At 74.8% G+C, this 14,787-nt stretch carries 18 protein-coding genes; 6 read left to right on the forward strand and 12 right to left on the reverse strand.

The genetic code is table 11. From position 1 onward, the window contains the following. Window positions 1-71 precede the first annotated feature (71 nt). Complete coding sequence (locus ACFWUY_RS10870) at window positions 72-287, reverse strand: hypothetical protein (protein ID WP_384105216.1); 216 nt, start codon at window positions 285-287, stop codon at window positions 72-74. A 7-nt stretch (window positions 288-294) separates the two neighbouring features. Next, a complete protein-coding gene (locus tag ACFWUY_RS10875) occupies window positions 295-930 on the reverse strand; it encodes a DUF6629 family protein (RefSeq protein ID WP_384105219.1) in 636 nt (211 codons plus the stop codon). 106 nt (window positions 931-1,036) lie between these two features. Here ACFWUY_RS10875 and ACFWUY_RS10880 point away from each other — a divergent pair, with 106 nt between their 5' ends. Then, window positions 1,037-1,558, forward strand: coding sequence for a hypothetical protein (locus tag ACFWUY_RS10880; RefSeq protein ID WP_384105222.1), 522 nt, complete (start codon window positions 1,037-1,039; stop codon window positions 1,556-1,558). Between the two features lie 52 nt (window positions 1,559-1,610). On the opposite strand, the gene ACFWUY_RS10885 is transcribed toward ACFWUY_RS10880, so the two are convergent. From ACFWUY_RS10885 to ACFWUY_RS10895, 3 genes are all read right to left on the reverse strand, one after another. Continuing rightward, window positions 1,611-2,105, reverse strand: coding sequence for an NUDIX domain-containing protein (locus ACFWUY_RS10885; RefSeq protein ID WP_384105225.1), 495 nt, complete (start codon window positions 2,103-2,105; stop codon window positions 1,611-1,613). A 160-nt stretch (window positions 2,106-2,265) separates the two neighbouring features. Next, the gene (locus tag ACFWUY_RS10890) at window positions 2,266-3,135 is read right to left on the reverse strand and encodes a YhjD/YihY/BrkB family envelope integrity protein (RefSeq protein WP_384105229.1); all 870 of its coding nucleotides are present in this window, start codon (window positions 3,133-3,135) and stop codon (window positions 2,266-2,268) included. 130 nt (window positions 3,136-3,265) lie between these two features. Next, entirely contained in the window at window positions 3,266-3,739 is a 474-nt protein-coding gene (locus ACFWUY_RS10895; protein WP_384105231.1) for a winged helix-turn-helix transcriptional regulator, read from the reverse strand. A gap of 112 nt (window positions 3,740-3,851) precedes the next feature. Here ACFWUY_RS10895 and ACFWUY_RS10900 point away from each other — a divergent pair, with 112 nt between their 5' ends. Then, on the forward strand, window positions 3,852-4,367 hold the full coding sequence (locus ACFWUY_RS10900) for a PaaI family thioesterase (RefSeq protein WP_384105235.1): 516 nt from the start codon (window positions 3,852-3,854) through the stop codon (window positions 4,365-4,367). Window positions 4,368-4,384: 17 nt separating this feature from the next. Here the strand turns inward: ACFWUY_RS10900 and ACFWUY_RS10905 are convergent, their stop codons facing one another. Together ACFWUY_RS10905 and ACFWUY_RS10910 are read right to left on the reverse strand one after the other, a co-directional pair. Continuing rightward, window positions 4,385-4,750, reverse strand: coding sequence for a luciferase family protein (locus ACFWUY_RS10905; RefSeq protein ID WP_384105239.1), 366 nt, complete (start codon window positions 4,748-4,750; stop codon window positions 4,385-4,387). Window positions 4,751-4,887: 137 nt separating this feature from the next. Further along, window positions 4,888-6,288 carry a PP2C family protein-serine/threonine phosphatase gene (locus tag ACFWUY_RS10910; RefSeq protein WP_384105242.1) on the reverse strand — a complete coding sequence of 467 codons (1,401 nt, stop codon included), beginning with the start codon at window positions 6,286-6,288 and terminating at the stop codon, window positions 4,888-4,890. A gap of 182 nt (window positions 6,289-6,470) precedes the next feature. Between ACFWUY_RS10910 and ACFWUY_RS10915 the strand changes: the two genes are divergently transcribed. The 4 genes from ACFWUY_RS10915 (at window position 6,471) to ACFWUY_RS10930 (ending at window position 9,714) form a co-directional block, all read left to right on the forward strand. Further along, window positions 6,471-7,340 (forward strand): AAA family ATPase, encoded by an 870-nt coding sequence (locus ACFWUY_RS10915; RefSeq protein WP_384105245.1) that lies wholly within the window; start codon window positions 6,471-6,473, stop codon window positions 7,338-7,340. Continuing rightward, window positions 7,337-8,710 carry a VWA domain-containing protein gene (locus ACFWUY_RS10920; RefSeq protein ID WP_384105249.1) on the forward strand — a complete coding sequence of 458 codons (1,374 nt, stop codon included), beginning with the start codon at window positions 7,337-7,339 and terminating at the stop codon, window positions 8,708-8,710. The genes ACFWUY_RS10915 and ACFWUY_RS10920 overlap by 4 nt, the downstream gene beginning before the upstream one ends. 114 nt (window positions 8,711-8,824) lie before the next feature. Further along, window positions 8,825-9,034, forward strand: a complete 210-nt coding sequence (locus ACFWUY_RS10925) for a DNA-binding protein (protein WP_384105254.1) — start codon at window positions 8,825-8,827, stop codon at window positions 9,032-9,034. Between the two features lie 95 nt (window positions 9,035-9,129). After that, the gene (locus ACFWUY_RS10930) at window positions 9,130-9,714 is read left to right on the forward strand and encodes a nucleosidase (protein ID WP_384105258.1); all 585 of its coding nucleotides are present in this window, start codon (window positions 9,130-9,132) and stop codon (window positions 9,712-9,714) included. Between the two features lie 56 nt (window positions 9,715-9,770). On the opposite strand, the gene ACFWUY_RS10935 is transcribed toward ACFWUY_RS10930, so the two are convergent. From ACFWUY_RS10935 to ACFWUY_RS10955, 5 genes are all read right to left on the reverse strand, one after another. Then, window positions 9,771-9,938: a hypothetical protein gene (locus tag ACFWUY_RS10935; protein ID WP_384105264.1), complete on the reverse strand. Its 168-nt coding sequence runs from the start codon at window positions 9,936-9,938 to the stop codon at window positions 9,771-9,773. Next, window positions 9,902-11,380 (reverse strand): CocE/NonD family hydrolase, encoded by a 1,479-nt coding sequence (locus ACFWUY_RS10940; RefSeq protein ID WP_384105269.1) that lies wholly within the window; start codon window positions 11,378-11,380, stop codon window positions 9,902-9,904. Before ACFWUY_RS10940 ends, ACFWUY_RS10935 begins: the two co-directional genes overlap by 37 nt. Before the next feature lie 177 nt (window positions 11,381-11,557). Next, window positions 11,558-12,667, reverse strand: coding sequence for a PP2C family protein-serine/threonine phosphatase (locus tag ACFWUY_RS10945; protein WP_384105271.1), 1,110 nt, complete (start codon window positions 12,665-12,667; stop codon window positions 11,558-11,560). Window position 12,668: 1 nt separating this feature from the next. Then, a complete protein-coding gene (locus ACFWUY_RS10950; RefSeq protein WP_384105274.1) occupies window positions 12,669-14,165 on the reverse strand; it encodes an MFS transporter in 1,497 nt (498 codons plus the stop codon). Beyond that, a complete protein-coding gene (locus ACFWUY_RS10955) occupies window positions 14,162-14,779 on the reverse strand; it encodes a TetR/AcrR family transcriptional regulator (RefSeq protein WP_384105277.1) in 618 nt (205 codons plus the stop codon). The genes ACFWUY_RS10950 and ACFWUY_RS10955 overlap by 4 nt, the downstream gene beginning before the upstream one ends. Window positions 14,780-14,787 lie beyond the last annotated feature (8 nt).

Genomic DNA, 14,787 nt, shown 5'->3' on the forward strand with positions numbered 1-14,787 from the left:
GGTCACGGCACGTCGGTGCCCCGCGTCCCGTCGGGGGCGCGGGGCACCGGTCGCGGCGTGTCGAAGGCCCGTCAGAGCAGTCCGCCGGCCCCGGGGGCCGGGAGGGTGCCTTCGGCACCCTGCACGGTGTCCTGGACGACGGCCCCGACGCCCTGGTCCTCCTGGAGGAGGCCGGTGGCGCCGCCCAACGGGTTCTCGGCGGCGTTCGCCTGCGGCGGAGGGGTGATGAGGGCGGTGACGACGCCTGCGGCGAGGGAGGCGATGGCGAGCATGCTGCGCTTCTTCATGCCCTGGTCAACTACTGAGCGGCCCGTGGGTTACGGCCGGCCGCCGCCGGATCCAGACGAGGAGCAGCAGGGAGGCGACGGCGGCGAGGGCGCACCAGGTGGAGACGAACTCGGTGCGCCACAGGAGTGCGCAGACGGCCGCTCCGGCCGCGGTGACCGCTCCGAGGAGGCGCAGGATCCGGTCGCGGGCGAGGAGCAGCGCTCCGACGGTGGCGAGGAGGTACCCGGCGAGGAGCGGCGGCGCGTACGGCAGGTCGACGGCGTAGCCGAGGGTGTGGCCCCGCACCTCGGCCGTGACGGGGCGGACGGCGAGGCGGTACGCGAGGAATCCGGCGGTGGCGGTTCCGGCGGCGAGCGGGGCGTACAGGCGCGCCCGGTCCGCGGGGCGGGCGGCGGCGAGGACTCCGGCCGGCACCCACAGGGCCAGGAGGGGGAGGGCGATCACGGCCCAGGCGAGGGTGGCGGTCCCGGTTCCGCCTCCGGCGCGCCAGACGGCCGCCTCGACGATCTGGTGGGCGCCGAGGAGCAGGGGCAGAGCGGCGAGCGGCGTGTCCCCTGGGCGGCGTACCGAGGCGAGGGAGGCCACACCGACGGCGCCGATCCCGAGGCCCGCCCAGAAGTCGGCCGTCGCACTCCAGCACATAACGCTCTTTCATCTTATATCGGGATATCGGGTGGAACCGTATCGTTGTGGTGGGTGTCTCTGTCAGTGACACCACTGTCCCCGAGCAGGAGAATTGGGGGACGTCATGCATCACCGTCACACCCTCGCGGCCTTCGCCGCGGGAATCCTCTTGACCGCCGGTATCGGCGCCACGATCCCGGCCGGCGCCGCGAACGCCCCGTCCGCCGGCTCGTCGACCCAGGCCACGGCCCTGGTCGTGAACGCCCGCTGGGGCGGCCACGCGACCTTCGACCGGCTGGTGATCGACGTACGGGGCGCCATGCCCCCGGTCACCGTGCAGCAGGTCACCGCGCTGCACTACGACGGCTCGGGACAGAAGGTCCCGCTGGCGGGGAAGCACTTCCTGGAGATCCGGCTCTCCCCCGCGGCCGCCCACGACGACGCCGGAAAGTCCGTCTACCAAGGACCCCGGCTGCTGAAGATCCATCTGCCCGCGCTCAAGGGAGTCGCACTGACCGGCGACTTCGAGGGCGTGGTCACCATCGGAGCCGCCTTCGACACCAAGCCCGCCTACAAGACCTTCCGGCTGCACTCGCCGGAGCGCTTCGTGGTCGACATCGCCCACCCGGTGGGCTGCCGCGCCTGACCCGTCCGGGCGGGGCCGTCCCACGGGCGGCCCCGCCCCGTACCCCGGTCCGTCAGGGACCGGTGTCCAGGTACACCGGCACTCCGGTCCTGCGGGCACGGTCGACCCCGGCGAGGCGGCCGAACTCCCCCGGGTCCATCTCCCGCTCCCACTCGTCCAGGGTGCGCAGGCTGTACTCGCTGTGTTCCCCGGGGTCGAGGACGACGGCGGCGATCTGCTCGTCCGTCAGCTCACCGCCGTCGAAGATGAAGCCGATGTGGTTGGCGGGCCACTCGTCGCCGCGGTCGGTGACGAAGTGCGTGCCGAGGAGCCGCGGTTCGCCGGTGAAGGCGATACCGGTCTCCTCGTGGCACTCGCGCACCGCCGTCTCCCAGGGGGTCTCCCCCGGATCCATGTTGCCGCCGGGCCACTGCCACCGCTCGGTGTCGTAGGTGGCGCGCAGCTGGAAGGGGCGGCCCGCGGTGTCGGTGAAGTAGAGGCAGGCGTACGCCGTCGCTCTCGGCAGGGTCGCCACGTACTCGACGGGCGGCAGCCAGATGTTCGCCATGGGCGGCTCTCTCTCGACGGACCGATGGGACGCCTTCATCCAAGCGGTCCCGGCGTTGCCGGTCGGCGGCTCGCGAGTCGATCACCGGATCGTGTGACCGCGTCCGGTCCCGTCGGGCCGTGGAGACGCCCGGGGTGCGACGCCGGGAACGACGACACCGCTAGCCGACGGTCGTGCCGTTCCGGCGGAGGCGGCGCCGCAGGAGGTGTTCGTGGACGAGGCGTCCGACGAGGGCGGCTCCGTACACGACGAAGCCGACGCCGACGAGCCAGGACTGGAGGACGAGGACGGTGCCGAACTGGCCGTACGTCACCGCGTTCGAGGCGATGAGCGGGGAGAACACGAGCTGGGAGAAGACCCGCAGTCCGAGGAGGCCGAGCGCCGTGAGGGCGGCTCCCGGGGCGAGGGCGCGCCAGCGGATGCGGCCGCAGAGCAGGAAGCGCTGCGACCACCAGAAGAAGACGAAGGTGCCGAGGAGATCGGCCAGGGCGACCAGCGCGGTGACCACGGCCGGGGATCCGGCGGAGCCGGGATTGGCGACGAAGAGGAGCAGGGCGGCGATGAGGACGGCGAGCCAGACGACGTGCCGCCACATGGTGTGCCAGCGGGCCGTCGGGAGGTCCCAGACCCTCTCGTAGCCGGTCTGCACGGCGGATCCGAAGGTGACGCCGAAGGCGGCGAGGGCGGCGAGACCGAAGGCGGTGGTGCGCTGCAGGGCCTGTCCCGGCTGGCCGAAGAGCCGCTCGACCTCCTCCTGGGAGACCTCGGAGACGCCGAGGCCCTGGACGAGCCAGCGGGCGAAGCCCTGGCCGCTCGCGAGGTCGGCCGCGGCCACGACGATGAGCAGCGGCACGAGGGTGAGCAGGCTGAGCGCCGCGAATCCCATGGCGCGGTGCATCAGTTCCATGGCCCGGCCGCGGTTCCAGGCCACCCCGACGGGCGAGGCGAGGACGCGGGCGTGGAGTCGATGGAACCAGTGGCCGTGTTCGGCCGGGGCACGGTCGTCCGGCGGGCCGGATGTGAAGCGCATGCCTCGTGAGGTACCCGGCCGGGCGGCGGGGCATCTCAGGGACAGGGCCGAACGGGTGCCGGGCGTTCCGTGGCGCCGGGCCGGTCGCCGGCCGCCCGGCCTCAAGGGCGGAGGAGGCCGCCGCCCGGTCTCACGGGCGCAGGGGGCGGGCGCCCGGGCCGGGACGGGCGGTGACGTCGCGGGCCGCGAGGGTGGCCCGTTCGTCGCCCTCGCACTGGACGACGACCCGGACGGGGGCGCCGCAGTCGGTGTGCCGGATGTCGAGGACCGGGCCGTCGGGGTCTCCGGCGTGGGTGTCGCCCCATTGTTTGAGCGCGAGGAGTACGGGCCAGAGATCGACGCCCTTGGGGGTGAGCCGGTACTCGTACCGGGTCCTGGTGCCCGGTTCGCGGTAGGGCTCCGCACGCAGGACGTCGGCCGCGACCAGTTTGCGGAGGCGGTCGGCGAGGACGGCCTCGGAGAGCCCGAGGTGCCTGCGGAACTCGTCGTAGCGGCGGACGCCGTTGAAGGCGTCCCGCAGGATCAGCAGGGTCCACTTCTCGCCCACCAGGTCCAGGGTGCGGCGAACCGGGCAGTTCTCCGTGTCCGTCTCCAGCCACTTCATCGTCACACTGTAGCCACCTGGCTGCGTCGTTGACAGTCAGCTGCGGCGAGAGCTAGCTTCGCTGTAAAGAGCCAGCTGGGAGCCAGCCGGCCACGGCGGGCGGAGAGTGGTCATGGGGCGGTCGCGCACGGTCGAGTGGGAGGACGCCGGCGCCACCGCGCGGGCCGCAGGAACGATGGCGGGGCTGGACTTCCTGCGGGAGATGGTGGCGGGACGGCTGCCCGCCCCCCCGATCGCCGCGCTCCTCGGCTTCGGCCTCGAAGAGGTCGAGGACGGGCGGGCGGTGTTCGTCTTCGAGCCGGGCGAGGAGCACTACAACCCGATCGGCAGCGTGCACGGCGGCGTGTACGCGACGCTGCTCGACTCGGCGGCCGGCTGCGCGGTGCACTCGACGTTGCCGCTGGGCACCGCGTACACCTCGCTCGACCTGTCGACCCGCTTCCTCCGGCCGCTCACGACCGCCACCGGCAAGGTGCGGGCGATCGGCACCGTGCTGTCACGGGGGCGCAGGACCGCGCTCGCGGAGGCGGGCCTGTACGACGCGGAGGACAGGCTGCTCGCCCACGCGACCAGCACGTGCATGCTGTTCCCCGTCCCGGCGGGGGGTTCCGGGGGCACGGGCGCGTAGGGCCCGCGCCGCCCGGCTCAGTGGATCCCGGAGACCGGGCGGGTGCGGGTGCAGCCGTCGGGGGCGACGTCGGGGACGCCGTTGGCCTGGAGGGCGGCGCTCACCAGGGTGGCGAGCAGATCGATGTCCGACCCCATGTCGAGACGGACCGTCACCCAGCCGGATCCGGCCCGGAGACGGACCGCGCTCGACCCGAGGAGGGCCGGGCGCAGTTTCGCGATCATGGCGCGGGTGAGGTGGACGTCGGCCTCGTGCTCACCGTGGAAATGGACGATCTCGTGCGTCGCGGTGCCCAGTCCGAGCGCGGCGCCGCAATGGGCGCGGCCGGGGGTCAGCGAGGGCCAGCTCATCAGACGTTCACTGGCATGCCTGGCCGTGTTCATACGGAGGAGCGTGCCGGGCCCGGGGGCCGCGCACAAGCGTCCTGCCGGAAGAATCCCGCCCAGGTGGGAAACATGCCGCCGGCATGGGCGGTGTGACCGTGTGTCACGGCGGTCCGTGGGGAGGAAGTGACTCGGTGTCACTGGGACGCACGCGCGCGGACGCGCGCCGCGAGGACGGCCACGTCGTCCTCCGCGCCGTGCGCGCCGAGACGGCGGAGCACCTCGTCGACGACCCGGCCGGGGCCGGAGTCCGGGGGGAGCCGGAGGGCCGCGAGGCGGGCCAGCGACACGTCGATGTCCTCGCCACGCCGCTCGACGAGACCGTCGGTGAAGATCAGCAGGGTCTCGCCGGGGGTGAGCGGCCGCGTGGCCGGTTCATAGCCCCCGACGCCGGTGCCCAGGGGCGGGCCCACCGGGAGGTCGACGAGTTCCGCCGAGCCGTCCGCCCCGAACACCACGGGCGGCAGGTGACCGGCACTGGCGAAGGTGGCGGTGCCGCGGGCCGGGTCGACCCGGACGAGCAGGCAGGTGGCGGGGCGGCGGGCGTCGTCCTCGGCGACCACGGAGTCGAGGTGGCGCAGCACCCGGTGCGGCGGAAGGTCGGTGGCGGCGACCTCGCGGAGCGCCGTGCGGTAGGCGTTCATGTCGACGGCCGCGTCCAGGCCGTGTCCCATGACGTCGCCGACGACGAGGAGGCTGCGGCCGAAGTGGAGCCGTACGGTCTCGAACCAGTCACCGCCCACGAGCGCGCGGGGCCCGGCCGGGAGGTAGCCGCCCGCGACCTCCAGGTTGGGGTGCGGTCGGCCCGGTTCGGCGACGAGGGCGCGCTGGAGGTGGAGCGCGGTGTCCTCGGTCGCCGCGAGGCGCCGGGCATGGCCGAGGTGCCGGGCCGCGAGCCGGGCGGCGTGGCGGAGGAGGGCCGTCTCGTCGGCGGAGAAGGGCCCGCCGCCGGTACGGGTGAGGGTGACCGCCCCGAGGGGCTCCTCGTCGTGGACGGCGAGGGGGACGGAGAGGTGGTGGGTGCCGTGGGGGCCTGGCGCGGCGGCCCGCTGAGCGGCGGGGCCGCTCGGGGCGGTGGCGCCCGGGGCGGCGCTCGGGACTGTGCCCGGGGCGGTGGCGCTCGGAGCGGCGGGGGCGTCCGGGGCGGTACTCGGGGCGGTGGTGGGAGCGTCCGGGGCTGCCCGTGCGGTGACGGGAGCGGGTTGGTCCGGGGCCGTACGGGTGGCGGCAGCCGGGTCGCCCGATGCGGGCCGCGCCGCGACGGGGGCCGGTTCGCCCGGGGCCGCACGCACGGGCGTGCGGCCGGGACGGGCGGTTCGGGTGCCGCCCGGGGCCGTCGGTTCCGCGTGGGCGGCGCGCCGGGGCGGGGCGCCCCGCTCGGGCACCAGGTCGACCACCGCGGAGGCGCGCAGCCGCCGGGCCGCGAAGGCGGCGAGTTCGCGGCAGGTGCTCGTCTCGTCGAGCGTCGTGCCGATCTCGCCGATCGCCTGTTCCATGGCCCGCACCCTGGCCAGGAGGGCCTCGTCCTGTTCCGCCACGACACCTCCACCGCCGCGCGCGCGGTCCCGGGTGACGTACCCGGTCCTCCCCATTGCACCAGCGGGTGACGCCCCGCGCGCGGCACGGACCTCGCGCGGGACGGTTGTGCGCCGGTGCCCGATCTGATCAAGTACAGCAGAGGCTACTGACCAGTAAGAGAATCGCTCCCGGGGGGACCGCCATGACGACCGGATTCTTCAGCTCCGTCGACGACGTCGCCGAACGGCTCGCCTCGACCGGCTACCTGGCGTCGCCCGCCGTCGCCACCACCGTCTTCCTCGCCGACCGGCTCGGCAAGCCGCTGCTCGTCGAGGGCCCGGCCGGTGTCGGCAAGACGGAGCTCGCCAAGGCCGTGACGGAGGTGACGGGCGCGCGTCTGGTCCGGCTGCAGTGCTACGAGGGCGTCGACGAGGCCCGCGCGCTCTACGAGTGGAACCACGCCAAGCAGCTGCTGCGGATCACGGCCGGGCGCGGCGAGTCCTGGGACGAGGCGCGGACGGACATCTTCGGCGAGGAGTTCCTGCTCCCCCGGCCGCTGCTCACCGCGATCCGGTCCGACGAGCCGACCGTGCTCCTGATCGACGAGACCGACAAGGCGGACGTCGAGGTGGAGGGCCTGCTCCTGGAGGTCCTCGGCGACTTCCAGATCACGGTGCCGGAGCTCGGCACGATCAGGGCGAGCCGGCGGCCGTTCACGGTGCTCACCTCGAACGCGAGCCGCGAGCTCTCCGAGGCGCTGCGCCGCCGCTGTCTGTTCCTGCACATCGGCTTCCCCGAGGAGGACCTCGAGCACCGGATCGTCACGCTCAAGGTCCCGGGGCTCGACGCCGCCCTCGCCGTGTCCGTGGTGCGGGTCGTGGGGGCGCTGCGGGCGATGGACCTGCGGAAGGCGCCGTCCGTCTCGGAGACGATCGACTGGGCCCGTACCCTGCTCGCGCTCGGCGCGGACCGGCTGGACGAGCGGGTCGTACGGGAGACCCTGGGCGTGCTCCTGAAGCACCGGGAGGACATCGTGAAGGCCACCGCCAAGCTCGACCTGGACGCGGTGTGAGCACGGCGGCGCCGGGCGCGCGGCTCACCGGTCTGGTGGGGGCGCTGCGCGACCACGGGTTCGGGATCGGGACGGGCGAGACCGTCGACGCCGGGCGGGCACTCGAGGCCGTCGGCTTCACGGACCGCGAGCGGGTGCGGGAGGCGCTGGCGGCGACCCTGCTCCACGGAGAGGGGCAGCGCCCGGTGTTCGACCGGGTCTTCGACCTGTACTTCCCGCTCGGGCACACCGGGGCGCAGGAGGCGTACGAGAGCGCCCCCGCGGATCTCGCGGCGCTCCGCGAGCGGCTCGCGGAGGCCCTCACCGCCGGTGACGACGCGGCGCTCGACCGGCTGGCCGCCGAGGCGGTGGGCGGTTTCGGCGGCTACGGCTCCGGCTCGGAGTCGGACGGCTGGTCCTCGTACCGGACGCTGTCCCGGGTGCGCCCTGAGACGCTGCTCGCCCGGGTGCGGGAGCGCCACCGGGCGGCTTCCGCGGCGGAGGACGCCGAGTTCACCGACCGGCTGCTCGACGACGAGATCCGGCGGCGGATCGAGGCGTTCCGCGAGCGGGTGCGGACCGAGGCCCGGCGGCGCGTCGCCGAACGGCAGGGCCGGGACCCGGTCGCACGCCGTGCGGTCGGGGGGACGGCGGACCGGGTGGACTTCCTCCTCGCCGGGCGGGCGCAGCTGGACGAGCTGCGGCGTACGGTACGACCCCTTGCGCGGAAGCTGGCCACCCGGCTCGCGGCCCGGCGGCGCCGGGCGGCGCGCGGGGAGATCGATCTGCGGCGGACGCTGCGCCGCTCGCTGTCGACCGGGGGCGTGCCGGTGCGTCCGGTCCTCCGGCGACGTCCTCCGCGGCGGCCGGAGCTGGTCCTGCTGTGTGACGTGTCGGGATCGGTGGCCGGTTTCGCGCAGTTCACGATGCTGCTCGTCCAGGCCCTGCACGACCAGTTCAGCCGGGTGCGGGTGTTCGCCTTCGTCAACCGGGTGGACGAGGTGACGGGCCTCATCGCCCGGGGCTCGGCGGATCCGGCGGGGCTCGGCGACCGGATCCTCGCGGAAGCGGAGCTGACCGGGTGGCACGGGCAGAGCGACTACGGGACGGCGCTCGGCGAGTTCGCCGAGCGGTACGCGGAGGCCGTCGGCCCGCGCACGGTGGTCTTCGTCCTCGGGGACGCGCGTACCAACGGCTCCGACCCGAACCTCGCGGCGCTGAAGCGGATCGCGGATCGGGCGCGGCGGGTCCACTGGCTCAACCCCGAGCAGCCCTCGCTGTGGGGCACGGGCGACTCGGTGGCCCCGGCGTACGCCGGCCTCGTCGAGATGCGGCCGTGCCGGAACGCCCGCCAGCTGGGGGAGCTGATCGGTCGCCTGCTGCCGGTCTGAGGGCCGGAGCGGGCCGTACGGCGGCGGGGAGGGCGTCGGCGCGGTGGGAAGCGCGCGTACGGCCGGGGGAAGCCGGCGGGGGCCGTGGGCTCCCGTTCGTGGCACGATCGCCCCATGGCCACCGGATCCGACCGTCCCGAGACGGATTTTCCCCGCGCCGTCGGCGCGCCCGCCACCCGTGCGCTCGCCGCGGCCGGGTACACCCGGCTCGACCAGCTCGCGGGGGTCCCCGCCGCCGAGCTCGGCGCGCTGCACGGCGTCGGTCCGAAGGCGCTGCGCGTGCTCGCCGAGGCGCTCGGGGAGCGCGGCCCGTCCCTGGGGTGAGGGTCCGTCGTCACGGTCCGGGTCCCGGTCGTACGGCGCGGACAGGAGGGCTGCCGAATGTACGGCGGGCGGGCTGTCGAACTAGCGTGACCCCCATGGAACTCTTGGGAGAGATATCGGCCGGCCGTCCCCTGCTCGTCCTCGCCGTCAAGGAGGAGGCGCAGTTCCTGGACACGGACCTGCCGGTGCTGCTGACCGGTATGGGCAAGGTGAACGCGGCGACCGCGCTCGCGACCGCCCTGGCCCGGGGCCCCCGGCCGTCCGAAGTCGTGAACCTGGGGACGGCCGGGGCGCTGCGGACCGGCTGGACCGGCACGCATGTGGTCGGCACCGTGGTGCAGCACGATCTCGACGGCGAACTGCTCGCCACGCTGACCGGCGAGACGTACGGGGCGCCGCTGTCGCTGCCGGACGGCGGCGGCGTGGTCCTGGCCACCGGGGACGCGTTCATCTCGGACGAGGCCGCCCGCGCCCGGCTCGCGGAGCGGGCGCCGCTGGTCGACATGGAGGGGTACGCGCTCGCGGCCGCCGCGGAGCTCGCCGGGGTGCCGCTGCGCATCGTGAAGCACGTCAGCGACGAGGCCGGTGACGGCGCCGCGCGCACCTGGCGGGAGTCGGTCGCCGAGTGCGCGCGTGCGCTTGCCGACTGGGCGGAGGCGAACACCCCGTACCGCGGCTGAGGGTCGGTCCCCGGCGGGGTCGGTCCCGCCGGGCGGACGCGTGTCGTCCGGGAGGATCAGGCCCTTCTCGGTGACGTGCCGGTGGACGGGACCAGCGGTCCGGTCGTCCACGCGACCGCGTGGCGGCGGTCGATCTTGCGGGTGTCGTAGATCTTGGGGTTGCCCGCCCACTCGGCCTGACCGGTCCTCAGGAGCGCGTCCATGGCGATGGCCTCGGTGTCCACGCCCGCGAGGAACGCGCGCCGCCAGCCGGTCTCCGCCGTCTCTGGCGCCCCCCGCCGAGGGGGAGGAGGCGGCCGTCGGTGCCGCCCGCGCCGTCGCCGGTGAGGCCGAACACCTCGGTGCCGCGGGTGACCTCGCTCCAGTCGGGGCTGGTCTCCCGGCGGGCGGGCGTGACGATCCGGTTCTCTCCGGTCGGCTCGCCGGTCTCCGGGTCGAGGACCGGTTCCGTCACGTAGGTGAACATCACCTGGCTGCAGACCTGCGGCCAGTTCTCGACCCCGTTGCGCTCGCCCTTGAGGTGGTGGTCGAGCCAGGCGTACGCCTCCGCCATGGGGAGGTCGGCCTCGCCGGGCGTGGCGGGCGGTCCGATGAGCGCGGGGCCCTCGGGCGCGGCGTGGTCACCGATCCACAGGTTGAGCCGCTTGGGCACGTCCAGGCCGTTGGAGGTCTCCAGGGTCTGGTTGACCGCGAAGAGGCTCTCGTGCCAGGTGTGGGAGAAGAAGGTGGGCGTGCCGCTCTCGTTGGTCAGGTGGAGGGAGGACTCGGGGGCGCGCAGCCGGCCCCGGTCGACGACGGTGTCCAGGTTCCGGTCGGCCTGGAAGTCGGCGAGGATCCGTTGGTTGTCCTCGTCGAACTTGCTCTCCACGGACCCGCCGGTGAGGGCGAGGAGGGCCTTCACGGCGGCGAGGTGGCGGGTCTCGTGGTCGTAGAGGCTGGTCGCGAGGTCGCCCCAGGTGCTGAGCGCGACGACGGCGGCGACCCGGTCGCCGTGGGCGGCGACGAGCTGGCTGATGCCGGAGCCGTAGGACTCGCCCATGAAGCCGATGGCGCTCGGGGCGAAGTGGTCGACGGCGAAGTCGACGACGGCGGAGCCGTCGGCCCAGTCGTGCGGTCCCGCCACGTCGACGAAGCCCCCGGAGGTGGACGGCAGGCCGGGGATGCCGAGGCCCCGGGGGGTGTAGGCGAGGACGTGGTAGCCCTTGTGGGCGAGGACGAGGTACGACCAGAGGAACAGCGGCCAGCCGAAGGGGGTCCAGCCGGCCGGGACGACGACGAGCGGGTGCGGCCCCGGACCGAGCTGCCGGAGGCTGAAGGCGGGGAGCCGGACGTCCTCCGTGGCTCCTTCGACGCGGTGGTAGGCGGGCAGGGCCAGGCCGCGTACCTCCCGGACGAACGCGGCGAGTTCGGCGGGGAGCAACGCCTCCGCGCTGCCGGCGGCGCCGGTGGCGTCGTCGGCGTCCGCGTCGTCGGCCGTGCCGCCGAGGAGCGCGTTGGCGAGGGTCTGGCCGAGCCGGACGGCACCGGGGTCCACCGTTCCGTCGGCGGCCCAGAGGCCGCGTTCCGTGATCCGGGTGGTCTCGGCGGCGGTCAGGCCCGCCGTGACGTCCGGGAAGCCGGGGAAGTGTTCGGACGAGCCGGTGCTGAAGGGATTGTCCTGGGGCACGTACACCCGTTCCTCTCGACTGGTCCGGTGACCGTCCGCGACGCGGACGGTCGCAAGCCTCACGTATGGGGGCCGGAGCGGCCAGAGCGCACGAACAGCGCACGTGTCACACAAACCGGCGGGAACGACACAAGCCGCCCCGAAGTCGATGTTTGGTGATACCGCGGACGGGTCGGGTCAGCGGGGTTCGGGCGGATGCACCACGAGCAGGGCGGCGACATCGTCGTCGACGCCGTCGGCGCCGTAGTGGATGAGGTCCTTGTGGAGGAGCGCCGGAAGCTCCTGGGCCGGTTCGCGCGCCCAGCCGCGCAGGCGGAGTTCGAGCGGATAGAAGGTGCCCGCCCTGTCGCGGGTCTCGCTGACCCCGTCGGTGTAGAGCAGCAGCCGGTCCCCCGGGCCGAAGGGAACCTCCTCGATCCGGTGCCGGGAGTCGGAGAGGCCCGCCAGGTTGACGGGCAGTGAGGGGGCGGCGAAGTGCACCGGCTCGACCTCGGCGCCCCGCTGGAGCAGCGGCGCGGGGTGGCCGCAGCTGAGGAGCCGTGCGACGTCCTCGTCGTCGGGGAGTTCGGCGAGGACGACGGTGGCGAAGCGTTCGGCGGCGTCCGAGTCCGGGTCCCAGGCGCCGTAGCGGGCGAGGCCCTCGTCGAGCCGGTCGGCGAGGGCGGCCAGATCGGGGGCGTCGCTGACGGCGGCGCGGAAGGAACCGAGCAGCACGGAGGCGGTCTCGACGGCGCCGAGGCCCTTGCCCTGGACGTCGCCGAGCATGATCCGCACCGCGCCCGGGACCCGTACGGCCTCGTAGAAGTCGCCGCCGATCCTGGCCTTGGCCGCGGCGGCCACGTACAGGAGGTGCAGGTCGAAGCGGCCGAGGCGGGCGGGGAGCGGGCGCAGCAGGACCCGCTGCACCACCTCCGCGACGTCGGTGAGTTCCCGCAGGTCCCGCTCGTAGCGGGTGCGGACCCGGCTGGCCCAGGCCGCGGCGGCGGTGACGACCGCCAGCACGGTCTCGCTCGCGAGGAGGTCGGTGGTGAGGGCGTCCTCCCGGAAGAAGCCGAGCAGCACGCGCGTGGCCATGGCGAGCAGTCCGATGCCGATCGTCCCGCGCACGCTCCAGGTGACGGCGGCGAGCGCGGGCGCGGCGGCGAGGAGGCGGTCGAAGCGCTCCCGGTCGGGGGTGATCACATCGGCGAGGAGGGTCAGGATCAGGGCCAGGAAGGGCAGTGCGCGACCGAGGTTGAACTGGGTGCGCGTCGTTGTGCCGGGACGGCCCGGGCGGCCTGCGGGCATTTCATGATCGTACGCAGGACCGGCGTCCGGGCCGGGGGGCCGGCGGCCCCGGGCGTGTCCTTCGCCGGTCCGCGCCGCCGCCGGGCAGGACGAGCGCGGCGGGGAGCGCGAGCGCGGCGATCATGGCGAGGGCCGGGAGGGCGGCTCCCTCGGCGGGGACGAATCCGCCGGGCGGGACGAGGGCGAGCAGGAGGGTCGCGAGGGCGACACCGAGCGCGGGCCCCACGTTCATCGCGGTCTGCTGGAGGCCGCCTGCGACTCCCGCGTGGGCCTCGGGAGCACGGTGTACGACGACCGAGGTCGCCGTGACCATCAGGGTGACGAACCCGGCACCGAGCAGGGCGGCGGCGATACCGACGGAGGTCGCGCCGGCCGTCGCGTCGAGCCGGGAGAGGAGCAGCACCCCGAGCGTGAGCAGGGCGGCACCGACGGTGGCCGTGCGCCGGGGGCCGAACCGCCGCTGGAGCGGCGGACAGAGGGGCGCGCCGAGCACCATGAGGACGGCGAGCGGCAGCACCCGCAGGGCGCAACCGAGGGGGGTGAGCCCCTGGACGTCCTGGAGGAAGTACGTCGCCACGAAGAGCGAGCCGAAGAGGGCGGCGGAGGCGGCGAGGAGGACGGCGAGACCCGCGACGACGGGCACGCTCCGGAGCAGCTCCGGCGGCAGCAGGGGGCGTGCGGTGCGGCGTTCGTGCCGGGCGAGGACCGCCCCCGCGGCGACGGCACCCGCGCACGCGAGCAGGCCGGCCGTCACGCCCCCGGGCCGGGCCGCCGCGACGAGCCCGTGGACGAGCAGCCCGAGCGCGGTGGCGAGCAGCAGGGCGCCGAGGGGATCGAGCGCGGCGGCGTGCCGCTCCGTACGTCGCTCCGCGTGCGGTTCCGCATGCCGTCGCGCGCGCGGTCGCGCGGTTCGTCCCGTGCGCCGTCCCGTGGTTCGTTCCCTGGTTCCTTCCCTCGTGGCGAGGGCGAGGAGGCCGATCGCGAGGGTCGGGGGGACGCCGAGGAGGAAGACCGAGCGCCAGCCGTACGCGGAGACCAGGGCGCCGCCGACGAGCGGTCCCGCGGCGGCCGCGAGGCCGATGGCGGCGGTGCGGACGGCGATCGGCGTCCCGAGCCGCTCCGGCGGGAAGGCGGCCTTGAGCATGCCGAGGGTGGCGGGCTGGAGGAGCGCCCCGCACACCCCTTGGAGCACGCGCAGCGCGATCACCGCGCCGATGCCGGGGGCCAGGGCGATGCCGGTGGAGGTGGCGGCGAAGCCGAGGGCTCCGACGGCGAAGACCAGGCGGTGACCATAGCGGTCGCCGAGCCGGCCGGCGAAGACCAGGAGGCTCGCGACGGCCACGAGATAACCGGTGCTCGTCCACTGGACCTGTTCGACGTCGGCGTGCAGATCGCGCTGGAGGGCCGGTTGGGCGATGGTGAGGACGGTGCCGTCGAGGGCGACCACGGCGGCGCCGACGACGCTGCACGCGAGGACGGGAGCGCGGCGCGGCCTCACGGGGCCGGCTCCACGGGGCCGAGGTGGGCGTCGAGGGCGGCGGCGAGCAGGGGGCCGGGGTCGTCGCCGCCGGTCACGAGACGCAGGCTGCCCCAGTGCCAGAGCTGGGCGATGCCGTGGAGGTTGGCCCAGAGCGCACCCGCGACGACGGCGGGATCGGCGCCGGGGCGCACGAGGGCGACGAGCCCGGCGAGGCGGGCGAACAGGGGCAGGCTCGTCTCGCGGAGCCCCAGCCGGCCGCTCTCCAGGAGGTCGTGCCGGAACATCAGCTCGTACATGCCGCGACGGGTCCCGGCGTGGTCGAGGTAGACGCGGGCGAGGAGCTCGATCCGTTCGCGCGGTGCGGCGGTCTCCCGGTCCTCGGCGGCGACGCGGGCCGCCAGTTCGGCGAAGCCCTGGCGGGCGATGGCCGACAGGAGGTCGAGGTGGGTCGGGAAGTGGCGGCGGGGGGCTCCGTGGGAGACGCCGGCGCGGCGGGCGATCTCGCGCAGCGAGAGGGCCTGGACGCCTTCGGCGTCCACGAGCTCGACGCCGACCCGGACGAGGCGGCCACGCAGCCCGCCGTCGGCGTCGGCGTCGGCCGCCCGGGGATCTTCGGTTCGCGCATCATGCATAGACACTG

It is taken from the genome of Streptomyces sp. NPDC058664 (assembly GCF_042716635.1).
Lineage (GTDB): Bacteria > Actinomycetota > Actinomycetes > Streptomycetales > Streptomycetaceae > Streptomyces.

Coding starts and splice junctions, on each gene's coding strand:
- ACFWUY_RS10945 (WP_384105271.1), bottom strand. CDS start 12,667: ATGCCCGCAGGCCGCCCGGGCCGTCCCGGCACAACGACGCGCACCCAG.
- ACFWUY_RS10930 (WP_384105258.1), top strand. CDS start 9,130: ATGGAACTCTTGGGAGAGATATCGGCCGGCCGTCCCCTGCTCGTCCTC.
- ACFWUY_RS10895 (WP_384105231.1), bottom strand. CDS start 3,739: ATGAAGTGGCTGGAGACGGACACGGAGAACTGCCCGGTTCGCCGCACC.
- ACFWUY_RS10900 (WP_384105235.1), top strand. CDS start 3,852: ATGGGGCGGTCGCGCACGGTCGAGTGGGAGGACGCCGGCGCCACCGCG.
- ACFWUY_RS10875 (WP_384105219.1), bottom strand. CDS start 930: ATGTGCTGGAGTGCGACGGCCGACTTCTGGGCGGGCCTCGGGATCGGC.
- ACFWUY_RS10880 (WP_384105222.1), top strand. CDS start 1,037: ATGCATCACCGTCACACCCTCGCGGCCTTCGCCGCGGGAATCCTCTTG.
- ACFWUY_RS10915 (WP_384105245.1), top strand. CDS start 6,471: ATGACGACCGGATTCTTCAGCTCCGTCGACGACGTCGCCGAACGGCTC.
- ACFWUY_RS10955 (WP_384105277.1), bottom strand. CDS start 14,779: ATGCATGATGCGCGAACCGAAGATCCCCGGGCGGCCGACGCCGACGCC.
- ACFWUY_RS10885 (WP_384105225.1), bottom strand. CDS start 2,105: ATGGCGAACATCTGGCTGCCGCCCGTCGAGTACGTGGCGACCCTGCCG.
- ACFWUY_RS10870 (WP_384105216.1), bottom strand. CDS start 287: ATGAAGAAGCGCAGCATGCTCGCCATCGCCTCCCTCGCCGCAGGCGTC.
- ACFWUY_RS10905 (WP_384105239.1), bottom strand. CDS start 4,750: ATGAACACGGCCAGGCATGCCAGTGAACGTCTGATGAGCTGGCCCTCG.
- ACFWUY_RS10890 (WP_384105229.1), bottom strand. CDS start 3,135: ATGCGCTTCACATCCGGCCCGCCGGACGACCGTGCCCCGGCCGAACAC.
- ACFWUY_RS10925 (WP_384105254.1), top strand. CDS start 8,825: ATGGCCACCGGATCCGACCGTCCCGAGACGGATTTTCCCCGCGCCGTC.